The sequence below is a fragment of the Stakelama portus genome (genome assembly GCF_003171655.1).
Classification (GTDB): domain Bacteria; phylum Pseudomonadota; class Alphaproteobacteria; order Sphingomonadales; family Sphingomonadaceae; genus Sphingomonas; species Sphingomonas portus.
Map to the genome: position 1 here is coordinate 433,762 of NZ_QFZL01000002.1, position 20,008 is coordinate 453,769.

Annotated in this window: 19 protein-coding genes; 7 read left to right on the forward strand and 12 right to left on the reverse strand. The window is 64.6% G+C overall.

The annotated features are described in order from the left end of the window. Positions 1–48 precede the first annotated feature (48 nt). Positions 49–1,995 (forward strand): M1 family metallopeptidase, encoded by a 1,947-nt coding sequence (locus tag DKB74_RS07355; RefSeq protein WP_109807472.1) that lies wholly within the window; start codon positions 49–51, stop codon positions 1,993–1,995. Between the two features lie 119 nt (positions 1,996–2,114). Continuing rightward, positions 2,115–2,786 (forward strand): hypothetical protein, encoded by a 672-nt coding sequence (locus tag DKB74_RS07360; protein ID WP_109807473.1) that lies wholly within the window; start codon positions 2,115–2,117, stop codon positions 2,784–2,786. Positions 2,787–2,791: 5 nt separating this feature from the next. On the opposite strand, the gene DKB74_RS07365 is transcribed toward DKB74_RS07360, so the two are convergent. From DKB74_RS07365 to DKB74_RS07375, 3 genes are all read right to left on the reverse strand, one after another. Further along, entirely contained in the window at positions 2,792–3,127 is a 336-nt protein-coding gene (locus tag DKB74_RS07365; RefSeq protein ID WP_109807474.1) for a DUF423 domain-containing protein, read from the reverse strand. 72 nt (positions 3,128–3,199) lie between these two features. Beyond that, the gene (locus DKB74_RS07370) at positions 3,200–4,978 is read right to left on the reverse strand and encodes a monovalent cation:proton antiporter-2 (CPA2) family protein (RefSeq protein ID WP_109807475.1); all 1,779 of its coding nucleotides are present in this window, start codon (positions 4,976–4,978) and stop codon (positions 3,200–3,202) included. Beyond that, positions 4,978–5,415, reverse strand: a complete 438-nt coding sequence (locus DKB74_RS07375) for an iron-sulfur cluster assembly scaffold protein (RefSeq protein WP_109807476.1) — start codon at positions 5,413–5,415, stop codon at positions 4,978–4,980. Before DKB74_RS07375 ends, DKB74_RS07370 begins: the two co-directional genes overlap by 1 nt. A gap of 177 nt (positions 5,416–5,592) precedes the next feature. Between DKB74_RS07375 and DKB74_RS07380 the strand changes: the two genes are divergently transcribed. Continuing rightward, the gene (locus DKB74_RS07380; protein ID WP_109807477.1) at positions 5,593–5,826 is read left to right on the forward strand and encodes a hypothetical protein; all 234 of its coding nucleotides are present in this window, start codon (positions 5,593–5,595) and stop codon (positions 5,824–5,826) included. Positions 5,827–5,871: 45 nt separating this feature from the next. Here the strand turns inward: DKB74_RS07380 and DKB74_RS07385 are convergent, their stop codons facing one another. From DKB74_RS07385 to DKB74_RS07410, 6 genes are all read right to left on the reverse strand, one after another. Then, the gene (locus tag DKB74_RS07385) at positions 5,872–6,447 is read right to left on the reverse strand and encodes a CvpA family protein (RefSeq protein ID WP_109807478.1); all 576 of its coding nucleotides are present in this window, start codon (positions 6,445–6,447) and stop codon (positions 5,872–5,874) included. A gap of 100 nt (positions 6,448–6,547) precedes the next feature. Further along, entirely contained in the window at positions 6,548–7,366 is an 819-nt protein-coding gene (locus DKB74_RS07390) for an esterase/lipase family protein (RefSeq protein ID WP_109807479.1), read from the reverse strand. 47 nt (positions 7,367–7,413) lie between these two features. Beyond that, positions 7,414–8,460: a DUF5694 domain-containing protein gene (locus DKB74_RS07395; protein WP_109807480.1), complete on the reverse strand. Its 1,047-nt coding sequence runs from the start codon at positions 8,458–8,460 to the stop codon at positions 7,414–7,416. Between the two features lie 71 nt (positions 8,461–8,531). Continuing rightward, complete coding sequence (locus DKB74_RS07400; protein WP_109807690.1) at positions 8,532–9,098, reverse strand: lipocalin family protein; 567 nt, start codon at positions 9,096–9,098, stop codon at positions 8,532–8,534. Between the two features lie 102 nt (positions 9,099–9,200). Continuing rightward, complete coding sequence (gene radA / locus DKB74_RS07405; protein WP_109807481.1) at positions 9,201–10,571, reverse strand: DNA repair protein RadA; 1,371 nt, start codon at positions 10,569–10,571, stop codon at positions 9,201–9,203. Between the two features lie 45 nt (positions 10,572–10,616). Then, positions 10,617–11,333 (reverse strand): SDR family NAD(P)-dependent oxidoreductase, encoded by a 717-nt coding sequence (locus tag DKB74_RS07410; RefSeq protein WP_109807482.1) that lies wholly within the window; start codon positions 11,331–11,333, stop codon positions 10,617–10,619. 238 nt (positions 11,334–11,571) lie between these two features. Between DKB74_RS07410 and DKB74_RS07415 the strand changes: the two genes are divergently transcribed. After that, a complete protein-coding gene (locus DKB74_RS07415) occupies positions 11,572–12,720 on the forward strand; it encodes a glycosyltransferase family 4 protein (protein WP_109807691.1) in 1,149 nt (382 codons plus the stop codon). A 133-nt stretch (positions 12,721–12,853) separates the two neighbouring features. Further along, entirely contained in the window at positions 12,854–13,567 is a 714-nt protein-coding gene (locus DKB74_RS07420; protein WP_109807483.1) for a L,D-transpeptidase family protein, read from the forward strand. Positions 13,568–13,573: 6 nt separating this feature from the next. On the opposite strand, the gene DKB74_RS07425 is transcribed toward DKB74_RS07420, so the two are convergent. The 3 genes from DKB74_RS07425 to ubiM all read right to left on the reverse strand — a co-directional run bounded on the left by DKB74_RS07425 (position 13,574) and on the right by ubiM (position 15,793). Continuing rightward, a complete protein-coding gene (locus DKB74_RS07425) occupies positions 13,574–13,894 on the reverse strand; it encodes a DUF2218 domain-containing protein (RefSeq protein WP_109807692.1) in 321 nt (106 codons plus the stop codon). A gap of 62 nt (positions 13,895–13,956) precedes the next feature. Then, on the reverse strand, positions 13,957–14,538 hold the full coding sequence (locus tag DKB74_RS07430) for a PadR family transcriptional regulator (RefSeq protein WP_109807484.1): 582 nt from the start codon (positions 14,536–14,538) through the stop codon (positions 13,957–13,959). A gap of 85 nt (positions 14,539–14,623) precedes the next feature. Next, positions 14,624–15,793: a 5-demethoxyubiquinol-8 5-hydroxylase UbiM gene (gene ubiM, locus DKB74_RS07435; RefSeq protein ID WP_109807485.1), complete on the reverse strand. Its 1,170-nt coding sequence runs from the start codon at positions 15,791–15,793 to the stop codon at positions 14,624–14,626. A 105-nt stretch (positions 15,794–15,898) separates the two neighbouring features. Here ubiM and DKB74_RS07440 point away from each other — a divergent pair, with 105 nt between their 5' ends. Both DKB74_RS07440 and mprF read left to right on the forward strand, forming a co-directional pair. Then, positions 15,899–17,230: a replication-associated recombination protein A gene (locus DKB74_RS07440; RefSeq protein WP_109807486.1), complete on the forward strand. Its 1,332-nt coding sequence runs from the start codon at positions 15,899–15,901 to the stop codon at positions 17,228–17,230. A gap of 74 nt (positions 17,231–17,304) precedes the next feature. Beyond that, a complete protein-coding gene (gene mprF / locus DKB74_RS07445; RefSeq protein WP_161956827.1) occupies positions 17,305–20,007 on the forward strand; it encodes a bifunctional lysylphosphatidylglycerol flippase/synthetase MprF in 2,703 nt (900 codons plus the stop codon). Position 20,008 lies beyond the last annotated feature (1 nt).

Consider the following 20,008-nt stretch of genomic DNA (forward strand, 5'->3'; position numbering starts at 1 on the left):
TGCCCCTAGCCTGCCGCGCAATCCACGAAACAATATGCGAAAGCTGTCATGCGAATCCTTTTCTCCCTTCTGGCGCTGATCGCGCTCGCCCCTCTGCCCGCCGCGGCGCAAAGCGGGGATGGTTCGTCCGAAATGCGCGTCGCCCCGATCCTGACCACGCCCGAAGCGCGGGACGTATGGACCCATGCAAAGCCCGAAGAGGCACGTGTCACGCATGTCTCGCTCGACCTGACTGCCGATTTCGACGCCAAAGAAATGCGCGGCACCGCGACGCTGGAAGTGATTTTCGCGCAGGGAGCGAAGCAGGTTATTCTCGACGACGCCGGGCTGGTGATCGAAAGCATCACCGATGTCGAAGGCGCGCCGCTCGAATGGCATGTCGGCGAGGCATCGCCCAATATTGGCGCACCGCTGATCATCGCCCTGCCCCGTGCCGATGCGGCGATCAGCAAGCCCGACGATCCGCAACCCAATATGCGCGTCATCCATATCCGCTATCGCTCGGCACCGGGCGCGAGTGCGCTGCAATGGCTGCCGCCCGAACTGACGGCGGGCAAGGCGCATCCCTATCTGTTCAGCCAGGGTCAGGCGATCGAGAATCGCAGCTGGATTCCCACGCAGGATTCGCCCGGCATTCGCCAGACCTGGGACGCCACGATCACGGTTCCTGCGGATCTGGTCGCAGTGATGAGCGGCAACCGCATGATTCCCGATGGCGTGGCGGCGGGCGACAGCCATCGCAGCTTCTATTTCGTGATGGACAAGCCGGTGCCGCCCTATCTGATCGCGATGGCGGTCGGAAATCTGAAGTTCCGGGAGCTTGGCCCGCGCACCGGCGTGTGGACCGAGCCGGAAATGCTCGACAAGGCGGCCTATGAATTCGCCGATGTCGAAAAGATGGTCGATGCGGCGGAATCGCTTTACGGCCCCTATCGCTGGGGTCGCTATGACATGCTGCTGCTGCCGCCGAGCTTTCCCTATGGCGGCATGGAAAATCCGACGCTGACCTTCCTCACGCCGACGCTGCTGACCGGCGACCGTTCGAACACCGATGTCGTCGCGCATGAGCTGGCGCATAGCTGGTCGGGCAATCTCGTCACCAACGCCACCTGGTCGGACAGCTGGCTCAACGAAGGCTTCACCACCTATTTCGAAAACCGGATCATGGAGGCGCTCTATGGTCCCGAACGCGCCGCCATGTATTCGGATCTCGACTGGGACGGCATGGAGCGCGACATCAAGGCCGCCGGCGGCAGTGATGCGCCGAGCACGCGGTTGCACGGCGATCCGGGCGAAACGTTCGGCCAGCTCGATTATTTCAAGGGATCGAACTTCCTGCGGATGATCGAACACACTGTCGGCCGCGAGCGGTTCGATGCATATCTGAAAGGCTATTTCGATCGTCACGCCTTTCAGCCGCAGACGACTGCCGGCTTCCTTGCCGATATTCGCGAGCATCTGGTGCAGGGCGACGAAGCGCTGGAAGCGAAGCTGAAGCTCGACCAATGGGCCTATCAGCCCGGCCTGCCCGACAATGCCGTGCATATCGAATCGGCGACGCTGGCCAAGGTCGACGCCGATCTGGCGGCATTCAAATCGGGCGCTGCCGTGTCGGCGATCGACACCGATGGGTGGAGCACGCAGGAATGGCTGCGCTTCCTCAACGGCCTGCCGCGCGAACTGCCCGAGGCACGGCTTGCCGAGCTGGACGACACGCTGCACCTGTCGCAATCGACCAATGCCTATGTCCGCTCGGCATGGCTCGAACTGGCGATCGCCAACCGCTATGAGCCCGCACTGCCCGCGCTGTATGAATTTGCAGGTCAGGTCGGGCGCGGGCTGCTGATCCGTCCGCTCTATGCCGGACTGATGGCGCAAGGCGAATGGGGCGCGAAGATCGCCGCTGACCTGTTCGAAAAGTCGAAGGCGACTTATCACCCGACCACGGCGGCGCAGATCGCGCGGATCGTGAGCGGCACGGCGACGGGCGAATAGGCAACGCTTGCGGGACGTCGTGGCCCCGGCCCCGGCATCCCGCGCAGCGCGGTCATTGACGGTTCATCCCCTCGCCGCAAGGATGGCGCGACAACGACGCATCCGGGGGGAGCAATGCCATGTTGACTGCAATGATCGCGATCGGGCTGGCCGGAACGCCCCCGTGCGACTTTCCCGAGCAATGGGCCTATTGGCTGCGCATCCCCGAAATGCCGGCGCGGCCCGGTGCGACGCTGCGGCTCGAACCGGAAGCAGGGGTTTCGTATAATTGGGTCTCCGTACCCACGGATTGCATCAAACGATGGGAAGTCAGCGACCCGGCGATGGCCGATGTCGATCCCGAAACCCGGCAACTCCATATCCATGACGATGCCGTGCCCGGCACGCGGATCACGATCAGCTATACCAATTTGCAGGATCGCCGCAGTTCGGCATCGGTGCTGATCGTCGGGGCGGAAGAAAAGGTGCTGACCGGTGCGCGTCGCCAGAGCGGGCTGGAAAATTGCGCAGCCGGGCGATCGATCGGCGAGATGGTGTTCCGGGACGACGGCAGCTTTTCGGTCACCTATCAACCATTTGAAAGCTATCAGGATTATTGGGGCCGCTATATTTACGATCCCGTCACCGGCGCGCTGGCGATGACGGTGACGGGCGGCAATCTCATCCCCGAACCGCTCGACCTATGGGGTTCGGCCTATTTCAACGCGGACGGAAAGCTGGTTCTGGATGGCGTGTTTCTGGGCGCAGCGCCGCCGCCCCAACCCGATAGCTGCCGCTATATCTTTGGCTGAGCGCGTCAGCCGCCGCGCAGCGCACTGACCGCAAGCCACAGCCAGCCCAGGATCAGAGCGGTCCCGCCGATCGGCGTGATCGCGCCCAGCCAGCGCGGCAGACCGAGCGCCATCAGATACAGCGTACCGGCAAAGATCAGCGCGCCGACCACGAACAGCCAGCCCGAGGTGCGAAAGCCCATCTGCGCGGCAACCAGCGCCGCGACGGCATGAACGAGCTGATATTGGCCGCCGGTGCGCAGCCATTCGGCCGCTTCGCCGCTCGCGCCATGCGCGCCGAACGCCCCGGCGCCGACCGCCATCGCGCCCGAAAGCGCAGCGAGGATGACAAGCAGGTTCATGACAGCGTTCCCCTAAATTCCCAATTCAACCAGTCGGCGCGAAACCCATCCGCTCGCGAAAAGACCGGTTCTTCATTCGCTCTCCGCTTTCCGCACTGCGGCGGCGGGCGTCGCGTGCGTGAACATCCGGTCGCGGGCGGCGCGGATGTCGCCGCTTTCCTTTTGCGCCTTCAGCCGGTCCTTGTCGCGGTCGCGATATTCGTCTTCGGTCCGGGCGATTTCACTTTCGTCGACGCCCACCGACTGCATCGCCTGACGCGCCATCGTGATCGCCGATTCGAACACTTCGCGCACGACGCCGGCAACCGGCGCGCCGCGTATCTTCAGGATGCTGCGCCGGTCATAGACGCGCACGAAGATCGTCGCATCGGGAAAGGCGTTGCGAACGCCATGCAGCATTTCGGCTTCAAAGGGGTCGCCATCGATGCAGAAACAGATCAGCTGCGCCTCATGCGCTCCGGCCTGTCGCAGGATATCCAGCCGCGTGCCGTCGCCATAATAGACTTTCATGCCAAAGGTGCCGGCGGTTTCGATCATTTCGACATCGCGATCGATCAGCGTGATCGTCAGCCCCTGCCCCAGCAGCATCTGGGCAACTGTCTGCCCGAACCGGCCATAGCCGACGATGATCGCGCTGGCGCCGTCCTGTTGCGGCGCGTCCAGCCCTTCGGCCACCGGTTCGGGTTCGGTGCGCAGCTTGCGCGTCGCCATCATCAGGAACGGCGTCGTTGCCATCGACAGCGTGACGATCGCGCCGAACAGGCTCGCGGCGGAATTTTCGATGAGAAAGGCGTTCTGTGCCTGCGCAAAGAGGACGAAGCCGAACTCGCCGCCCTGGCTGAGCAACAATCCGACCGCGAATGCCTGTCGCCAGGGCAGGGCGGAAACCCGCGCAATCACTGTGATGACGGCGGTCTTGGAGATGATCAACGCGGTCGCCATGCCGATGACGAACAGCGGGCGCTCGGCAATCGCGTGCAGGTCCAGCGTCATGCCGACCGCGACGAAGAACAGGCCGATCAGGATCGAACGGAACGGTTCGACATCGGCTTCGAGTTCATGGCGATAGGGCGTGTCGGCAAGCATCACGCCGGCGATGAAGGCGCCCAGCGCGATCGACAGGCCCAGCGCCTGCATCACCGCCGCCGCAGCGATGACAGTGAACAGCCCGGCGAACACGAACATTTCCCGCTCGCCCAGATTGCCGATCAGGCGGAACAGCGGGCGGAGCAGATACCGCCCGGCAAGCACCAGCCCGACCACGGCGACGACCGTGTAGAGACCGAGCAACCAGCCCGGAGGCCCCTGGGCATCCGCCGGATTGCGCGACAGCGCAGCGATGATCGTGATCAGCGGGACGATCGAAATGTCCTGAAACAACAGGATCGAAAAGGCGCGCTCGCCCACCGGCGTGCGAAGGCGCCCGGCCGATTGCAGCATCGGCAACACCTGTGCCGTCGAAGACAGCGCCAGCGGCAGCCCCAGGGCAATGGCGGCGGCCCAGCTGAACTGCGTCCCGAACCCGACGATCGCCGTCAGGACAAGCCCGCAGAGCACCACCTGGGCCAGGCCGAAACCGAAAATATCGCTGCGCATCCGCCAGAGGCGCGCCGGGCTGAGCTCGAGCCCCACCAGGAACAACAGCAAAGCGATCCCCAGTTCGGCGATGCCCATCTTGTCCTCGGCATCGCCGACGATCCCCAAGACCTGAGGCCCCACCACGGCGCCTGCGACCAGATAGCCCAGCGTCGCACCCAGCCCGAATTTGCGGAACAACAGGACGAACAGCAGTGCGAATCCGAGTATCGGCGCGGCATCGGTGAGCAGCGCGGTACCGGCATGGCCCTCCATCAGCCGGTCACCTTTGCCGCGGCGAGTGCGGCGGCTTCGGCAATTGCTTCGAAACCGAGGCGGATCGACGGGTGGCGCGCGCTGTGCGGCAATGCCGGCGTGAATATCTCCAGCCCGGGCCAGTCGGGCACCGCGCTGCGTTCGCCGCCCAGCCATTGCGCCAGCTGGTCGCGCGCCAGCGCGAGTTCGCCGGCCGTCTTGCCCAGCGCCTCAGCCCCCATCAGCGAAGCCGATGCCTGACCCAGCGCACAGGCGCGCACCAGCATGCCGATCGCGCTGACGCGGCCGCTGTCATCGACATCGACGTCCACCGTCACCCGGCTGCCGCAGACGGGCGATCGTTTCTCGACCGATGCCATCGGCGCCGCAATCCGCTGCTGATGCGGAACCGACGCGGCAAGCCGCAGGATTTCGGTGTTGTAGAGAGGCGCATTCACCCGCCGGTATTTAGGCCATTCTCTTCACGATGCGAGTCCCCAAAGCAGCAGCGGGGCGATCGGCATCGATCCGGCGCGCCATGGCGCGCACATACCGATGCGCGCTTTCCCCAGCCTTTGCCCGATCCGCCTCTATAAAGAGGAATCATGGTAAATGCATTTTAGCGAGTTCCGTAGATGAAGCCCGTCCCGCGCGAACAGATAAAGTTGCTCAGACAAGCCATTGCCGACACCCGCTCTTTCCGGGATTCCGAGCATTATTCGATCCCCAGATGCGCCGAGCTGCGCAGGATCCTGGACGATGCCGCCATGGAAACACCGATGCGCGAGGATCAGCGCCGGAAACTCGATCAATCGCTTGCCGAGGCGCTTGCATGTCCGCACGGCCATTGCGTGCATAACCCGTCGTAACAGGATTTCCGCCGTTTTCGAACGTCCCGTGCGCTGTCGCGGCGTTCAGGAAATCATGTTCCCATTTTCGTCGAGGCGGATGATATTTTCCTCATCCGTAGGCGATCCGAATACCGGCTCCCCCCGGCGGCGCTTGTCGACGAAATCGGCAATCGCCGCGCTGCTGGCGTTGAGCAGCGGATAGACGGTCGATGCCGTCACCCATTCGGGGCGTTTGGCGGGACCGCCGCGCACCGTATCGATCACGAGCATCAGCAAAAGGAAAGCGAGGCTGACCAGGATCAGCCCCTTGAGCGCCCCGAACCCCAGCCCGAGCACGCGGTCGATCGGCCCCAGAAAACTGTCCCGCGTGCGTGCACCCACGGCATTGGCGATAATCCGCCCGCCGAAATAGGTTACGCCCGCGATGATCGCGAACGACAGGACGGCAGCGCCCTGAACGGTGCCCACCGTCGGCGCCAATATTTCGGCGAAAGGCGTGTGGAACATGCGGATCGCGATCACGATCAGCACCCAGGCAAGCAAGGCGAGCACTTCGGTCACGAATCCGCGCAGGAAGCCCAGGATCGCCGACGCGCCGATCGCCAGCAGCACGAGTATGTCGAGCGCAGTCAAACTCATCGAGTCCCTCCCCCGGCCTCCCGCACCGGAAATCGCAGCGAGTTTACGCGCTGTGCGCGGGAGAGGCTAGCGGGAAGCTGAACGGTCGCGGGACAGCCTGTCAGGCAGCGAGCGCGGCCTGCGCCTCCGGCTGCTCGCTCTCTCCCATATCGACCACATGATGCAGCGTGCCCGCGGCAATCGCATCGACAGCCTCGACCACGGCATCGATCGTCGTCCGGTCGGTGGGATAGGTCATATGTGCGCATTGAACGCGAATGCAGCCATCGACATGCGGCGATTCGCCACGCGCGGCGACGCTGGGGATCAGGCCATCGCACGGCGACCAGAGCGCAATCGTCGGCACCGGCGGCTTTTCGGCCAGTTGCTCGGGATCGAACGGGCGTACGTCGCGATTGCGCGTCATCCAGTTGTAGAAGCGCCAGATGAACGTGGTCCGGATATCGGCGCCGAACGGACTGCCCATGGTGATCACCGCCGCGACGCGATCCGGGGCCTGTTTGGCATATTCGCGCGCGATAAGCCCACCCAGCGACCAGCCGACCAGCACCAGCCGCTCATCGCTGCGCGACAGGGCGCGGACACGGCGGTCGAGCCGGTCCATCAGATCGGGGCCCACGCCTTCGTTGCGGCCCAGGCCCCAGCCATGGGCGCGATGGCCGGCACGGCGCAGATGAAAACGCAACCGGCGCATCGAATGATCGGTGGCGAGAAATCCGGGCAGCAGCAACAGCCGGACGCGGCGCTTGTCCGTCGCGCGCCGCTCACGCCACCGCCTGCGCACGTCCGAAAGCCGCACCGGACGATGCGGCATCGGGATAATACCGACGAAGAAAAGGGCGAGTTCGCGGAGGAACTGAACCGTCGAGCGAATCTCCCAGGTCGGTATCGATGAGTGATGCGCTACATGTGTGTTCATGTCGGGGCTAACGATCCACAGGGGATTGAGTTTCCTCGACCTTCAACTCACTCCAGCACCGCCATCGCGTCCGCCACCGAAACGTCGCGCATCATGCCCAGATAGTGGTCGAGATATCCCTTGTGCGATGCGCCGACGATCACCAGCATCCGGCTGCCGGGCCGTGCGCCGAACGCTTCGCGGATATTCGCCGCCATGCGCAGGTTGCGCGTTTCCCAATAGGTTACGTACATCCGCCCATATTGCCCGGCGGAAGGGTCGGCGAGCGCCGCGCCGAAATCGCGGGCATAAACCTCTGCCGGATAGTCGGGCGCATTATACAGGCGATAGGCGTCGAGCACGCCTTCACCACTGTAAAGCCACGGCCCGCGCGCGGCGACTTCCCGTGCGGTCGGTTCGACGCGCGCAGCCGCCCAGGCTGCGCTTATCGCCGCGCCATATGCATCCCCGTCGTCGATCGGCAGCGACACGCCCTGATCGTCCATCTGGATCACGTGTTGCAGGCCCAGTCGAACCGCGAGCCGCGCCGCCAGGGCATAATTTTCATTCCGGCGCAGCATCAGCCGGTCGAGCCGTTCGGCCAGCGCCGCGTCGATACCGTCGCCCGCGCGCCGTTCGGATTCGGGCAGATAGAGCCATTGCACCACTGCCGAAGTGGGGTCGCCCGACGCGAGCATCACCGCCGCCAGATGCCGGCGTTCCGCCGCGCCGGGCGTTGCGGGCAGCGCCGCCAGCAGCCGCGCGCGCTCGGCAATCGCCTGCGGCACGTCAAGGCCGGCGGCGGCGTGCGCGTCCTCGGTATCGGGGCAATAATCCTTTGCCGTGTCGGCGAATTCGGGCTGAAGCCGCATCAGATAGCATTGGTCGCCCGGAATCGATTCGATCGCGATCATGCGCGGTTGCCACGCCGCAAGCCGATCGATCAGCGGATCGAGATTCGCCAGCGGCACATCGGCGGGCCAGCCCGACAGATGCGACGTCCCCAGAACCAGCACTTCGTTGGGCGCTCGCTCGACCCCGGCAGACGGCACCTGCGCATGCGCCCCGCCCAGACAGGACAGCAATCCCGCAATCGCCAGCATCATCGTTCGCATCGCCTGCCCTTCCTTCGAATGAAGCCGGATGCGTATTATACTAACAATACACTGACAAGCGGCAATGGCGGCTATTTTCGATGCCGTGTCCTGCGCAGCGCCCAGCGGTCATAGCCGAGCGCATCCACGCGCTGGAGCAGCAATTCGGCGGTTTGCGCATCGGGTGCCGGGTCGCGCGACAGGACCCATAGATACCGCCCGCTCGGTTCGCCGACGATCGCCCAATCATAATCATCACCATGATCGAGCACCCAGTAATCGCCCGTGTAGAGCGGACCGAAGAAAGCGACCTTCAGCTTGGCGTTGCTTGCTTCGTCGACGATCACGGCGCGCGCATGCGCTTCCTGCATCTCGCCATCGGGCCAGTTCCGCATGCCGCGATTGACCACCGAAACCTTGCCATCGTCGAGCAGGCCATATTCGGCGGTGACCGCATCCATCCCCTTCTGGAACCGGTTTTCGTGGCGCGCGAGCTCATACCATTTGCCCAGATAGCGGTCGATCTCCACCGGCCTGGTCGGTTCGGGCACGTCGGGATTGATCACCGGCGGACGCGTCGCCCGCGAATAGACGATCGCCCCGCCGATTGCGGCAGCCGCGGCCCCGGTCGCGATTTTCAGGAAAGTCGATTGCTTCATGCCGCGATTGTGACTCGGCCATCGCGATAAGGGAAGCGTCAGGCGAAATATCTGGGTCGTGAACCCATAATCGTGCGCCACCGGGCGTCGGGGCGCGCCGCGCTATCGACCGAGCAAGTGATCGACGAACGCGGCCAATGTCCTGAAACCCGATACCCGCAACTCGGATTTCTCGGGCATCTTTGCGCCCGGCGCCAGCGCCTTGCCGAAACCCAGTTTCGAAGCCTCGCGGCACCGCAAATTGGCGTGCGCCACCGGACGGATTTCGCCCGACAGCGCGATTTCGCCGAACGCCACAGCATCGCTGGGCAGCGGCCGTTCGCTGAGCGCCGAGATCAACGCCGCAGCGACCGCCAGATCCGCCGCCGGGTCCTGCACGCGATAGCCGCCGGCGATGTTGAGATAGACTTCGCAGGTCGAAAAGCTGAGCCCGCACCGCGCCTCAAGCACCGCAAGGATCATCGACAGCCGCGCCGAATCCCACCCCACGACCGCGCGCCGCGGCGTCGCGCCGCTCGCCAGCCGCACGGTCAGCGCCTGCACCTCGACCAGCACCGGACGCGTCCCTTCCAGCGCGGGAAACACGATCGTGCCGGTGACACTCTCGTCGCGATCGGACAGGAACAGCGACGAAGGATTGCCGACTTCCGAAAGCCCCTCGGCCTCCATCGAAAACACGCCGATTTCGTCGGTCCCGCCAAAGCGGTTCTTCACGGCGCGCAGGATGCGATATTGGTGGCTGCGCTCACCTTCGAAGCTGAGCACCGTGTCGACCATATGCTCCATCACGCGCGGCCCGGCGATGCTGCCGTCCTTGGTGACATGGCCGACCAGCACGACGGCAGTGCCGCGTTCCTTGGCAAAACGGATCAGTTCGCCGGCTGAGGCGCGCACCTGGCTTACCGTGCCCGGCGCGCCTTCGATCAGGTCCGAATGCATCGTCTGAATCGAATCGATGATCAGCAAAGCAGGCGGTTCGCCGGCACCCAATGTCGTCAGAATGTCGCGCACGCTGGTCGCCGAAGCGAGCTGTACCGGCGCATTGCCCAGCCCCAGCCTTTGCGCGCGCAGCCGCACCTGATCCGAGGCTTCTTCGCCCGAGACATAGGCAACGCCCTTGCCCGCCAGCGCCATTTTCGCCGCCGCCTGCAACAGCAGCGTCGATTTGCCGATTCCCGGATCGCCGCCGATCAGCGTCGCCGACCCTTCGACAAATCCGCCACCCAGCGCACGGTCGAGTTCAGCGATGCCCGTCGCCATCCGGTCGGGCAGCGGCACCTTTGCATCCAGCCCGAGCATCGTGATCGCGCGGCCGCCCGATTGCAGATTATGCTTGGCCTGAAACGGCGTGAACGATGCGCCCGCATCCTCCACCATCGTGTTCCATTCGCCGCAATCGGTGCATTGCCCCGCCCATTTGGACGCCACGCCGCCGCACGCCTGACAGACAAATCGTTTCTGGATTTTCGCCATGGCGGCGGGTGTATCGCACGCGGAACAAAAAGGGAATAGGTGGCGCTACCAGGGAACGGTTTCGCCGAAACGATCGAGATATTCGATGCCCGGCCGATCACGCTTGGCGATCAGCACGTCGACGATCAGCGGCACCGTTTCCTCGAGCGTGTAGGGCGCCTTGTCCCCGCCCAGATCGGTACGGATCCAGCCCGGCGCGATCAGCGCCATCGGCCGCGGATGCTCCCGCTCGCGCGCGGCAAAGCAGCGCAGCAACATGTTCAGCGCGGCCTTGCTGGCGCGATACGCCTCACGCATCCCCTGTTCGTTGTTGCCGATGCTGCCCTGCCCCGACGACATCGCGCCGATCAGACCGGTATCGGGCACCAGATCCTGCAACGCTTCGATCACCCGCATCGGGCTGAGCGCATTGGTGTGCATCACATCGAGAAACTCGGCATCGGTGACGGCATCGATCTGTGCCACCGGATCGCGCGTCGTCGTCCCGGCATTGACGAACAACAGGTCGATCCGCGTTCCCGCCAGCCGCGCGCGCAGCGCCGCAATCTGGTCCGCCGAATTGATATCGAGCGTTTCGATGGTCAGCCGCCCGTCCGCCTCGCTCGCCAGATCGTGGAGTTGCGTCCGCTCATAGCCGCGCACGGTGCCGATGACATGCCAGCCGCGTTTCAGAAATTCCGCTGCGATGGCGCACCCCAGTCCGCGCGAGGCGCCGACGATCAGTGCGGTTTTGACGGAAACTTGCTGGGTGGTGTTCGGCAAAAACGATCCTTTCGGTATTCTGAGGTTGATAAGACGGCTTTCGGGCCGGCCGGTTACGGTTCCGATCCCGCCGTCCGTGTCGGGTCGCGATTATCCTGCCCGCTCGCGCCTTGGCGTGTTTGGAGCGACATCGCGTGTCCTGCACCGAACATTTCCCGAACCGAAATACGGGGCCGAACCCGAACAACGTGCAACGGCCATGGCGTTTCCCTGCGCACCCCGCTATTTGCCGCTCCCGATGCAGCCGACCGACCTCCGCATTGCCATGTTCAGCGGCAATTACAATTATGTCCGCGATGGTGCGAACCAGGCGCTCAACAACCTTGCCGGGTTCCTGCTGGAGCGCGGTGTCACGTTGCGAGTCTATTCGCCGACGACGGACACCCCCGCCTTCGAACCGACCGGCGATCTTGTGTCGGTGCCGGCATGGCCGCTTCCCGGCGGACGCGACGAATATAAGCTTGCCCCCGGCCTGCCCAAAAAGGTGCGCGACGACCTGAAGGCGTTCGCGCCGAACGTGGTCCATGTTTCCGCGCCCGACATTCTGGGCCATCGCGCGCTCAGCTGGGCGCGGCGGCACGACATCGGCAGCGTCGCGACCTTGCACACGCGGTTCGAAACCTATCCGCGCTATTACGGCCTCAAATTCCTCGAGCCGCTGGCGATTTCGCTGTCGAAGCGTTTCTATAATCGCGCCGACGCAGTGCTGACGCCCGGCCCGATGCTGTCGGACATATTGCGCGAATGGGGCGTGACCAGCCCGATCACCATCTGGTCGCGCGGGGTCAATCACGATCGTTTCAATCCGGCACGCCGCAATCTGGAATGGCGGCGGGAACTCGGCATCGGCGACGAAGAAGTGGTCGTCGGCTTCCTCGGCCGTCTCGTGCTGGAAAAGGGGCTCGACGTATTTGCCGAAGTGATCGGCAAGCTCGAAGCGATGGGCGTGAAACATCGGGTGCTGGTGATTGGCAAGGGGCCCGCGCGCGACTGGTTCGCGCAGCAGGTGCCGAGCGCGGTATTCGGCGGCTTCCTGACCGGCGACGATCTGGGCATGGCGGTGGCGTCGCTCGATATCTTCTTCAACCCGTCGATCACCGAAACCTTCGGCAATGTGACGCTGGAGGCGATGGCAGCCGGCGTGCCCGTGGTCGCCGCACGCGCCACCGGCCCGGTCGGCATGGTGGAGGAAGGCAAGTCGGGCATTCTGGTCGAACCCGGCGATATCGACGGCTATGCCGATGCGATTGCGCGGTTCGTGCAGCAGCCCGATTTCCGCCGCATCGCCGGTGAGGCCGGGCATGAACGCGCCAAGGGCTATCGCTGGGACCTGATCAATCAGGCGGTGCTCGACGCCTATCTGAGCGTCAGCGAAAAACACGCATAGCCTTCGCGACGGCAGCGACCGGTTAACGCGGTGCTACTCTGTCCCGCTTCGGGGCAGGCCGAATCCATTGGTAGCGCGATGGCCCCGCGCATGCCATTTTACGCTCTGGATTGCTGCGGAGTTTGGCTGAGCGATGGCGCGCAAGCTGTTGGGATTTGTCGGAGTATTGCTGTTCGCCGCGATCATCAGCGGCGGGCTGTTACTCGCGGGATTCCATGTGACGCGCGCGGTGGCAGGTTCCGTAAAGGAAGCCAAAGGCGACGCGCTGGCACAGGCTGCTTCGCCGGCCGCAACGCCCTCCCCCACTGCAATCGCAACGCCAGCGCCTGCCGCGACCCCGCAAGCACAGCCCGCTGCTCAGGACGTCCCGGCGACCGCGCCGGTCGATCCCGAAGAAATGGTGGTTCGCCGCGTCCTGCCGATCACCGAGCCGATCAAGTTCGGCGACTGGTATTGGGACGAGCGCGGCGCGCCCGCCACCGGGACGATCATCGTCACCATCGACCTGAAGGCCCAGGTGCTGTCGGTGTGGCGCGACGGATATGAGATCGGCACGACTGCCGTGCTGTACGGCGCCGACGAAAAGCCGACGCCGATCGGCACCTTCCCGATATTGGAGAAGGATATCGATCATGTGTCGAGCACCTATAACAGCGCGCCGATGCCCTATTCGCTGCGGCTGACGCGCGATTGGGTGGCGATCCATGCCAGCGATATCATCGCTGGCTATGCCACCCATGGCTGTATCGGCGTGCCCGAGGAATTCGCGGCGAAACTCTTCGCCGCCACCAAGGTCGGCGATCTGGTGGTGATCACCAACGGCAAGACGCTCAGCGCGGACAGCTGACCGCGTTCAGCCGTCCTTCCAATCGAACGTCAGCGGAGCCTCGCGAAACGCGAAGCGATCGAGGTGGCGGGCGACCACGTCCTTCATCACTTCGCGCTGTTCGGCAACGCTGGCATCGATCCGCACGTCCAGCGCATCGTCCTTCGCATCGAGCGTGACCAGCGCATCGCCGGGAAAGGTCCCGGCGCGCCCTTCGGCGGGGAAGCGGATAGTGCCGTGATCGGCAATGAATGCGACCTCCAGATTATGCGACCAATGTTTGCACAATTGCTGAAGATAGCGGCTGCCGCTGCTCGTCGGCACGGCTGCGATACTGGTTACGCGCATGACTATTTCCTTCCGGTCCGCCGACGCCAGCCCATGGCGTCGGCGCAGCAATTCGAGCCGCGTCACATCCGTTCGATCCTGCGCGCGGTTTCATCGATCATCTCGGCGATGGCGTGCAGCGTATCGCTGTCCGCATCATCGGCCAGCCGCGTCTGAAGCACCGTTTTGAGGTTCATCATCGCGCGCCGGATCGGGCCGCCACTGGCACGCGCCTTCAGCGACGCAATCTGCGTCAGGCGGGCAAGCAGCGCTTCGGCCTGTTTGGCATGTTCGGCCAGATAGGCCTGGCCTTCGGTAGTGATCGCGAACTGCTTCTTCGCGCCTTCCGAACGATGTTCCTCGATCAGCCCCATTTCCTCGAGCATGGTCAAGGTCGGATAGATCACGCCGGGACTGGGCGCATAGGCGCCATCGGTGCGCTCTTCGATCTCGCGAATGAGATCATATCCGTGGCGCGGGTTTTCGGCGATGAGATGCAGCAGAACGAGCTTCAGCTCGCCCCCGTCGAACATCTTGCGCCGCCCGCGACCCCCGCCATGGGGTCCATGGCCGTGGTGCCGTGGGCCATGGCCACGACCGCCGCCTTCGAATTCCGCGCCGCCGAACCCGCCGGCCCACGCGTCATAGCCTCTTCCAAAACGCATCTGAATATTCCTCGATATATCTTTACAACGAGCGTCAGATATATCGCCGCGAAATAAGTTTCAAGATATATCGTGGAATATTCTTTTAGCGCGCCATCAACATGCGGCGGACGCTGCTGCGCACCGGCGGCACGCCCTGGGCAAGCCGCAGCGCGACATGACGCGCGGCACGCGCCGGTGCGCGATCGTCGGTGAACAGGCGCGTCAGCGCGTTGGTGCCGGCATAAAGCGGCCAGGCCGCGCGCCGATGCGCGCTTTCATAGGCGCGCAATACGGCATCGCTGCCGATATCGCCGCCGCGCGCGACCGCAGCCTGCACCGCATCGGCGAGCAATTGCTGGCCGCTGAGCCCCAGGTTGAAGCCATGCGCCGTCACCGGATGCATCCCCACCGCCGCATCGCCGATCAATGCCGCGCGACGCGCCGCGAAATGGTGCGACCATGTGGTGACCAGCGGATAGAGATGGCGCGTCCCCTCCAGCGTCATCGCACCGAGCCGATGCTGGTATCGCGCTTCGATATCCGCGGCAAAGGCCGTCGGATCGAGAGCCATCAGCCGCTCCGCTTCGCCCAGCGGCACCGTGACGACCGCCGACGAACATCCGCCGTTGAGCGGCAGCATCGCCATCGTCTGATGATGGTCGAACCATTCGGTCGCGACGCCATGATGCGGCAGGGCGTGGCGCATGCGCGAGACCAGCATGCCCTTGCCCAACCGGTTGGTCGACGCAGCAATGCCCAGCTGATCGCGGACATGCGAAAACCGCGAATCGGCGCCGACCAGCAGCCGCGCCCGCACTTCACAGCCATCCGCCAGCACGGCGCGTGCGGAACTGCGATCCGTTTCAATCGACGCCACCGCAGTATCGGCGAGCACGCGCACGCCAGGCAACGATTCGATCCCGCGGAACAGTGCGTGGCGAATACGATGATTGGGCACCAGATAGCCAAGCACGTCCGCGCCGGTGGCGCCGGTATCGAAGCCCAGCGCGAACCGCGAATGCCCGTTCAGCACGCGCGCCTCGCGAAGCGGCGCGATATCGGCATCGGGAATTGCGCCCCACACGCCCAGCCGCTGCAACGTGTCGACCGATCGATGCGTCAGCGCGATTTCGCGACCGTCATAGGCGGGATCGGCAAGCGCGGCGTGCGACTGGCGCTCCGCCAGAACCACCGAAAGCCCGTTTCCCGCAAGCGCCCGCGCGAAGGCCAGTCCCGCCGGCCCCGCGCCGATAATCAAGATATCGCATTCCATGGCGTCGCCTGTTGCGCCCGGCGGAACGCCCCTGCTTTGCGCGCGATCAAATCCTGTTTCACCAGCGGATGCAAAATCGCGCACGCGCGCCTATCTTGGCCGGCGATGGCAGATCTTTTCATCGACCAGACTTCCCCCGAACCGCAGGACGAGGCCGTTGGCGGGCCGCTCGCCGATCGGTTGCGCCCGCGCGCGCTCGACCAGGTGGTGGGACAGGAACATCTGACCGGCCCGGAGGGCGCGATCGGGCGGATGGTGGCTGCGGGCAAGCTCTCCTCGATGATCCTCTGGGGTCCGCCGGGCACCGGCAAGACGACGACCGCGCGGTTGCTCGCCGACGCGGTCGGGCTGCGCTTCGTTGCGATCTCGGCGGTTTTCTCGGGCGTCGCGGACCTCAAGAAAGTGTTCGCCGAGGCGAAGGAACATGCCCGGATCGGCCAGCGCACGTTGCTGTTCGTAGATGAAATTCACCGCTTCAATCGCGCGCAACAGGACGGGTTCCTGCCCTTTGTCGAGGACGGCACGGTGACATTGGTCGGCGCGACGACCGAAAATCCCAGCTTCGAACTCAATGCCGCGCTGCTCAGCCGGGCGCAGGTGCTGATCCTCCGCCGCCTCGATGCCGAAGCACTCGAAAAGCTGCTGCTACGTGCCGAAGCGCTGGAGCAGCGCCCGCTTCCCCTCGATCCCGATGCCCGCGCCGCGCTGATCGCCAGCGCCGATGGCGACGGTCGGTTCCTGCTCAATCAGGCCGAGACGCTTTATTCGGTGCGGCTCGATGCGCCGCTCGACCCCGCCGGGCTCTCTGCGCTGCTCCAGCGCCGGGTCGCGGTTTATGACAAGGATCGCGAGGGCCATTATAATCTCATCAGCGCGCTGCATAAATCGCTGCGCGGCAGCGATCCTCAGGCAGCGCTCTATTATCTCGCGCGGATGCTGACGGCGGGTGAGGAACCCCTCTATGTGCTGCGCCGCATCGTCCGCTTCGCGAGCGAGGATATCGGCCTGGCCGATCCCAATGCGCTCACCCAGTGCCTCGCCGCCAAGGATGCCTATGAGTTTCTCGGCAGCCCGGAAGGCGAACTGGCGATCGTGCAGGCGTGCCTTTATTGCGCCACCGCGCCCAAATCGAACGCGGCGTACAAGGCGCAAAAGGCGGCATGGCGCAGCGCGAAGGAGACCGGCAGCCTGACGCCGCCGCAGAACATCCTCAATGCCCCGACAAAGCTGATGAAGGACATCGGCTATGGCAAGGGATATAGCTACGATCACGATGCCGAGGGCGGTTTTTCGGGCGACAATTACTGGCCCGAGGAAATGGCGCCGCAGACTTTCTATACCCCCGTCGATCGCGGCTTCGAAAAACGCGTCGCCGAACGTATGGCATGGTGGGACGAGCGGCGCCGGCCCGCGACCGGACAACGGACAAATCCCTAACCGCGCCCTTGCGTTGCCTGCGCTATAGTGAAATCAGGCGCAACCTTGTGCCGGCACGGGCCTTTTATTCCGCAATGACGTTTGAAGTTCCCAGTTTCGAGCCTGAAGGCTCCGGGCTTGCCGCGCGGTTATTGCGCTGGTGCGCGCGCCGCCGCGAGTGGATCTTCACGATTGTCGGCATCGCGATCCTGATCCTGGCATTTGTCGCGCTGAGCTCGGTTCTGAACGACATCCGCCCTGCCGATATTCAGCACGCCGTGGCGACCATTTCCGCGCCGCGATGGCTGATGGCGCTCGGCTTCACCGCCGCCAGCTTCGCCTGTCTGATCTATTTCGATTTCGCCGCGTTCCGCACGATCGGCCAGAGCGTCCGCCGTGGCGTCGTCGCGCGCGCAGCCGCCACCAGCTATGGCATTTCCAACACGCTGGGTCTGCCGGTGCTGACCGGCGGCACGGTGCGGCTCAATTTCTATTCGAAGGAAGGGATCAGCGAAGCCGATATCGCGCGTGTCGTCACGATTGCGGGTCTGACTTTCTGGCTCGGAATATTGGTGGTCGTCGGCCTTACCCTGCCGCTGCAACCCGCAGGCGTGCATCTCGGCCCCGTCCAGCTTCCCGATATCGCGCGCTGGGGCGTCCCTGCCGCGATTGCTGTGGCACTGGGCACCTATCTGGCATGGACAGCGCAAGCGCCGCGCACGCTCAGCTTTTCGGGGATCAGCATTCCGCTGCCCGGACCGCGACTGACGCTGGGACAGCTTGCCGCCGCGACGCTCGACCTTATTTTCTCGGCGGCGGTGGTGTTCGTGCTGTTGCCCGAACTCGGCATCAATGCGTTTCCGATGCTGCTTGCGGCATTCGTACTGGCGCTCGCCATTGCCGTGCTTACCCATGCCCCGGGCGGGCTGGGCGTATTCGAAGCGACCGTGCTGATCCTGCTCCCCGATGTTCCGCGCGATGCACTGGCGGGCGCACTGATCGGCTATCGCCTGATCTACTTCCTCCTGCCCTTTGTGCTCGCGCTCATCTATCTGGCCATTCGCGAAGGCGAGACGCTGCACGCGCGCGCAGCCCCGGTGGTGAAGGCGAGCGGCGCGGTCGCGCGGTCGCTGGCGCCGCTTACCATGGCGGCGGCAGTGTTCGCGGCCGGGGCGTTGCTGATCCTGTCCGGCGCGTTCCCGCTATATCCCGAGCGGATCGAGATCATTACCGCGCTGGTGCCCGACACACTGCTCGAATTGTCGCATTTCACCAGCAGCGTCGTCGGCGCGGTGCTGCTGTTCACAGCCTATGGCCTGTATCGCCGGCTCGACATCGCCTGGCTGACCAGCATGGCGTTGATCGGCGCGGGGATCGTGCTGGCCGTGCTGCGCGCGCTCGATTGGGTCGAGGCGGGCATATTGGGCGGCGTCTTTGCGCTGCTGGCATGGACGCGACCGGCCTTTTACCGCCAGTCGGCACTGACCAGCGAGCGGCCGGGCGCGGGATGGCTGGTGTCGATCGTCGCGGTGATCGCGGGCAGCATGTTCATCGGCTTCTTCAGCTACAAGCATATCGCCTATGACCGCTCGCTCTGGTGGTCGACTCAACCCTTTGCCGACGCACCGCGTTTCCTGCGCGCCTCGCTCGGCGTTGCGATCGTCGCGATCCTGCTCGCGGTGCGGCGCCTCACCGGCCCGGCGCGCGCAAGTTACGACACGCTGCCGCGCGAGCTGCCCGCCTCGGTCTGGCGCAAGGCGCTGGCCGCATCGACTTCCAGCGAAGCGCATCTTGCCCGCACCGGCGACAAGAATTTCCTGATCAGCGAGGCAGGCGACGCATTCCTGATGTACCGCGTGCGCGGGCGCAGTTTCATCGCGATGGGTGGACCGATCGGCGAGCCTGCGCGCGCACAGGAACTGGCATGGAAATTCCGCGAGCTTGCCGACCGGCATGGTGCGCGCACCGTATTTTATCGCTGCGACGCATCGATGCTGCCGCACCTGATCGACCTGGGGCTTGGCGTGATGAAGATCGGCGAGGAAGCGCGCATCCCGCTTGCCGATTTTTCGATGGAGGGCAGTGCCCGCGCCAAGCTGCGCAACGCCGTCCGACGCGCGGAAAAGGAAGGCGTGACGTTCCGCACGGTCGAAGGAACCGAACTCGCCGAATTGATGCCCCGGCTGCGCGCGGTTTCGGACGAATGGCTGGCTGCCAAGGGGCAGCGCGAAAAACAGTTCAGCCTGGGCGGCTTTACGCCCGAATATCTGCTCGGCGGGCCGGTTGCGGTCGCGGAGCAGGATGGCGAAGTGCTGGCGTTTCTCAACCTCTGGACGCTGCCGGGGGGCGAGGAAGTGTCGTTCGACCTGATGCGCCACCGCACCGATATTCCGCATGGGACGATGGACTATCTGATCGTCAGCCTTGCCCATTGGGCCCAGGCGCAGGGCTATCGCCATCTGACGCTGGGCGTCGCGCCGCTTTCGGGCATCGAAAACCGCCGGCTGGCGCCATTATGGGCGCGGATCGCCGGTTTGATGTTTCAGCATGGCGAGCGGCTGTACGGTTATGCCGGGCTGCGCCGGTGGAAGGCGAAGTTCCTGCCCGAATGGCGGGGACGGTATTTCGCGGCGCCACGCGGGCCGGCCCTCACGATCGCGCTTGCGGATACCGCTTTGCTCGTATCGGCGCCGTCGGGAGTCAATCTTGAACGGCCGATCCGCGGGCCGCAACTGCTGCTGGCGTTGCACCGTGACGGCGGCGCGGCGCCTTTCGCCGCGCTGCGCAATCGGGGATAGA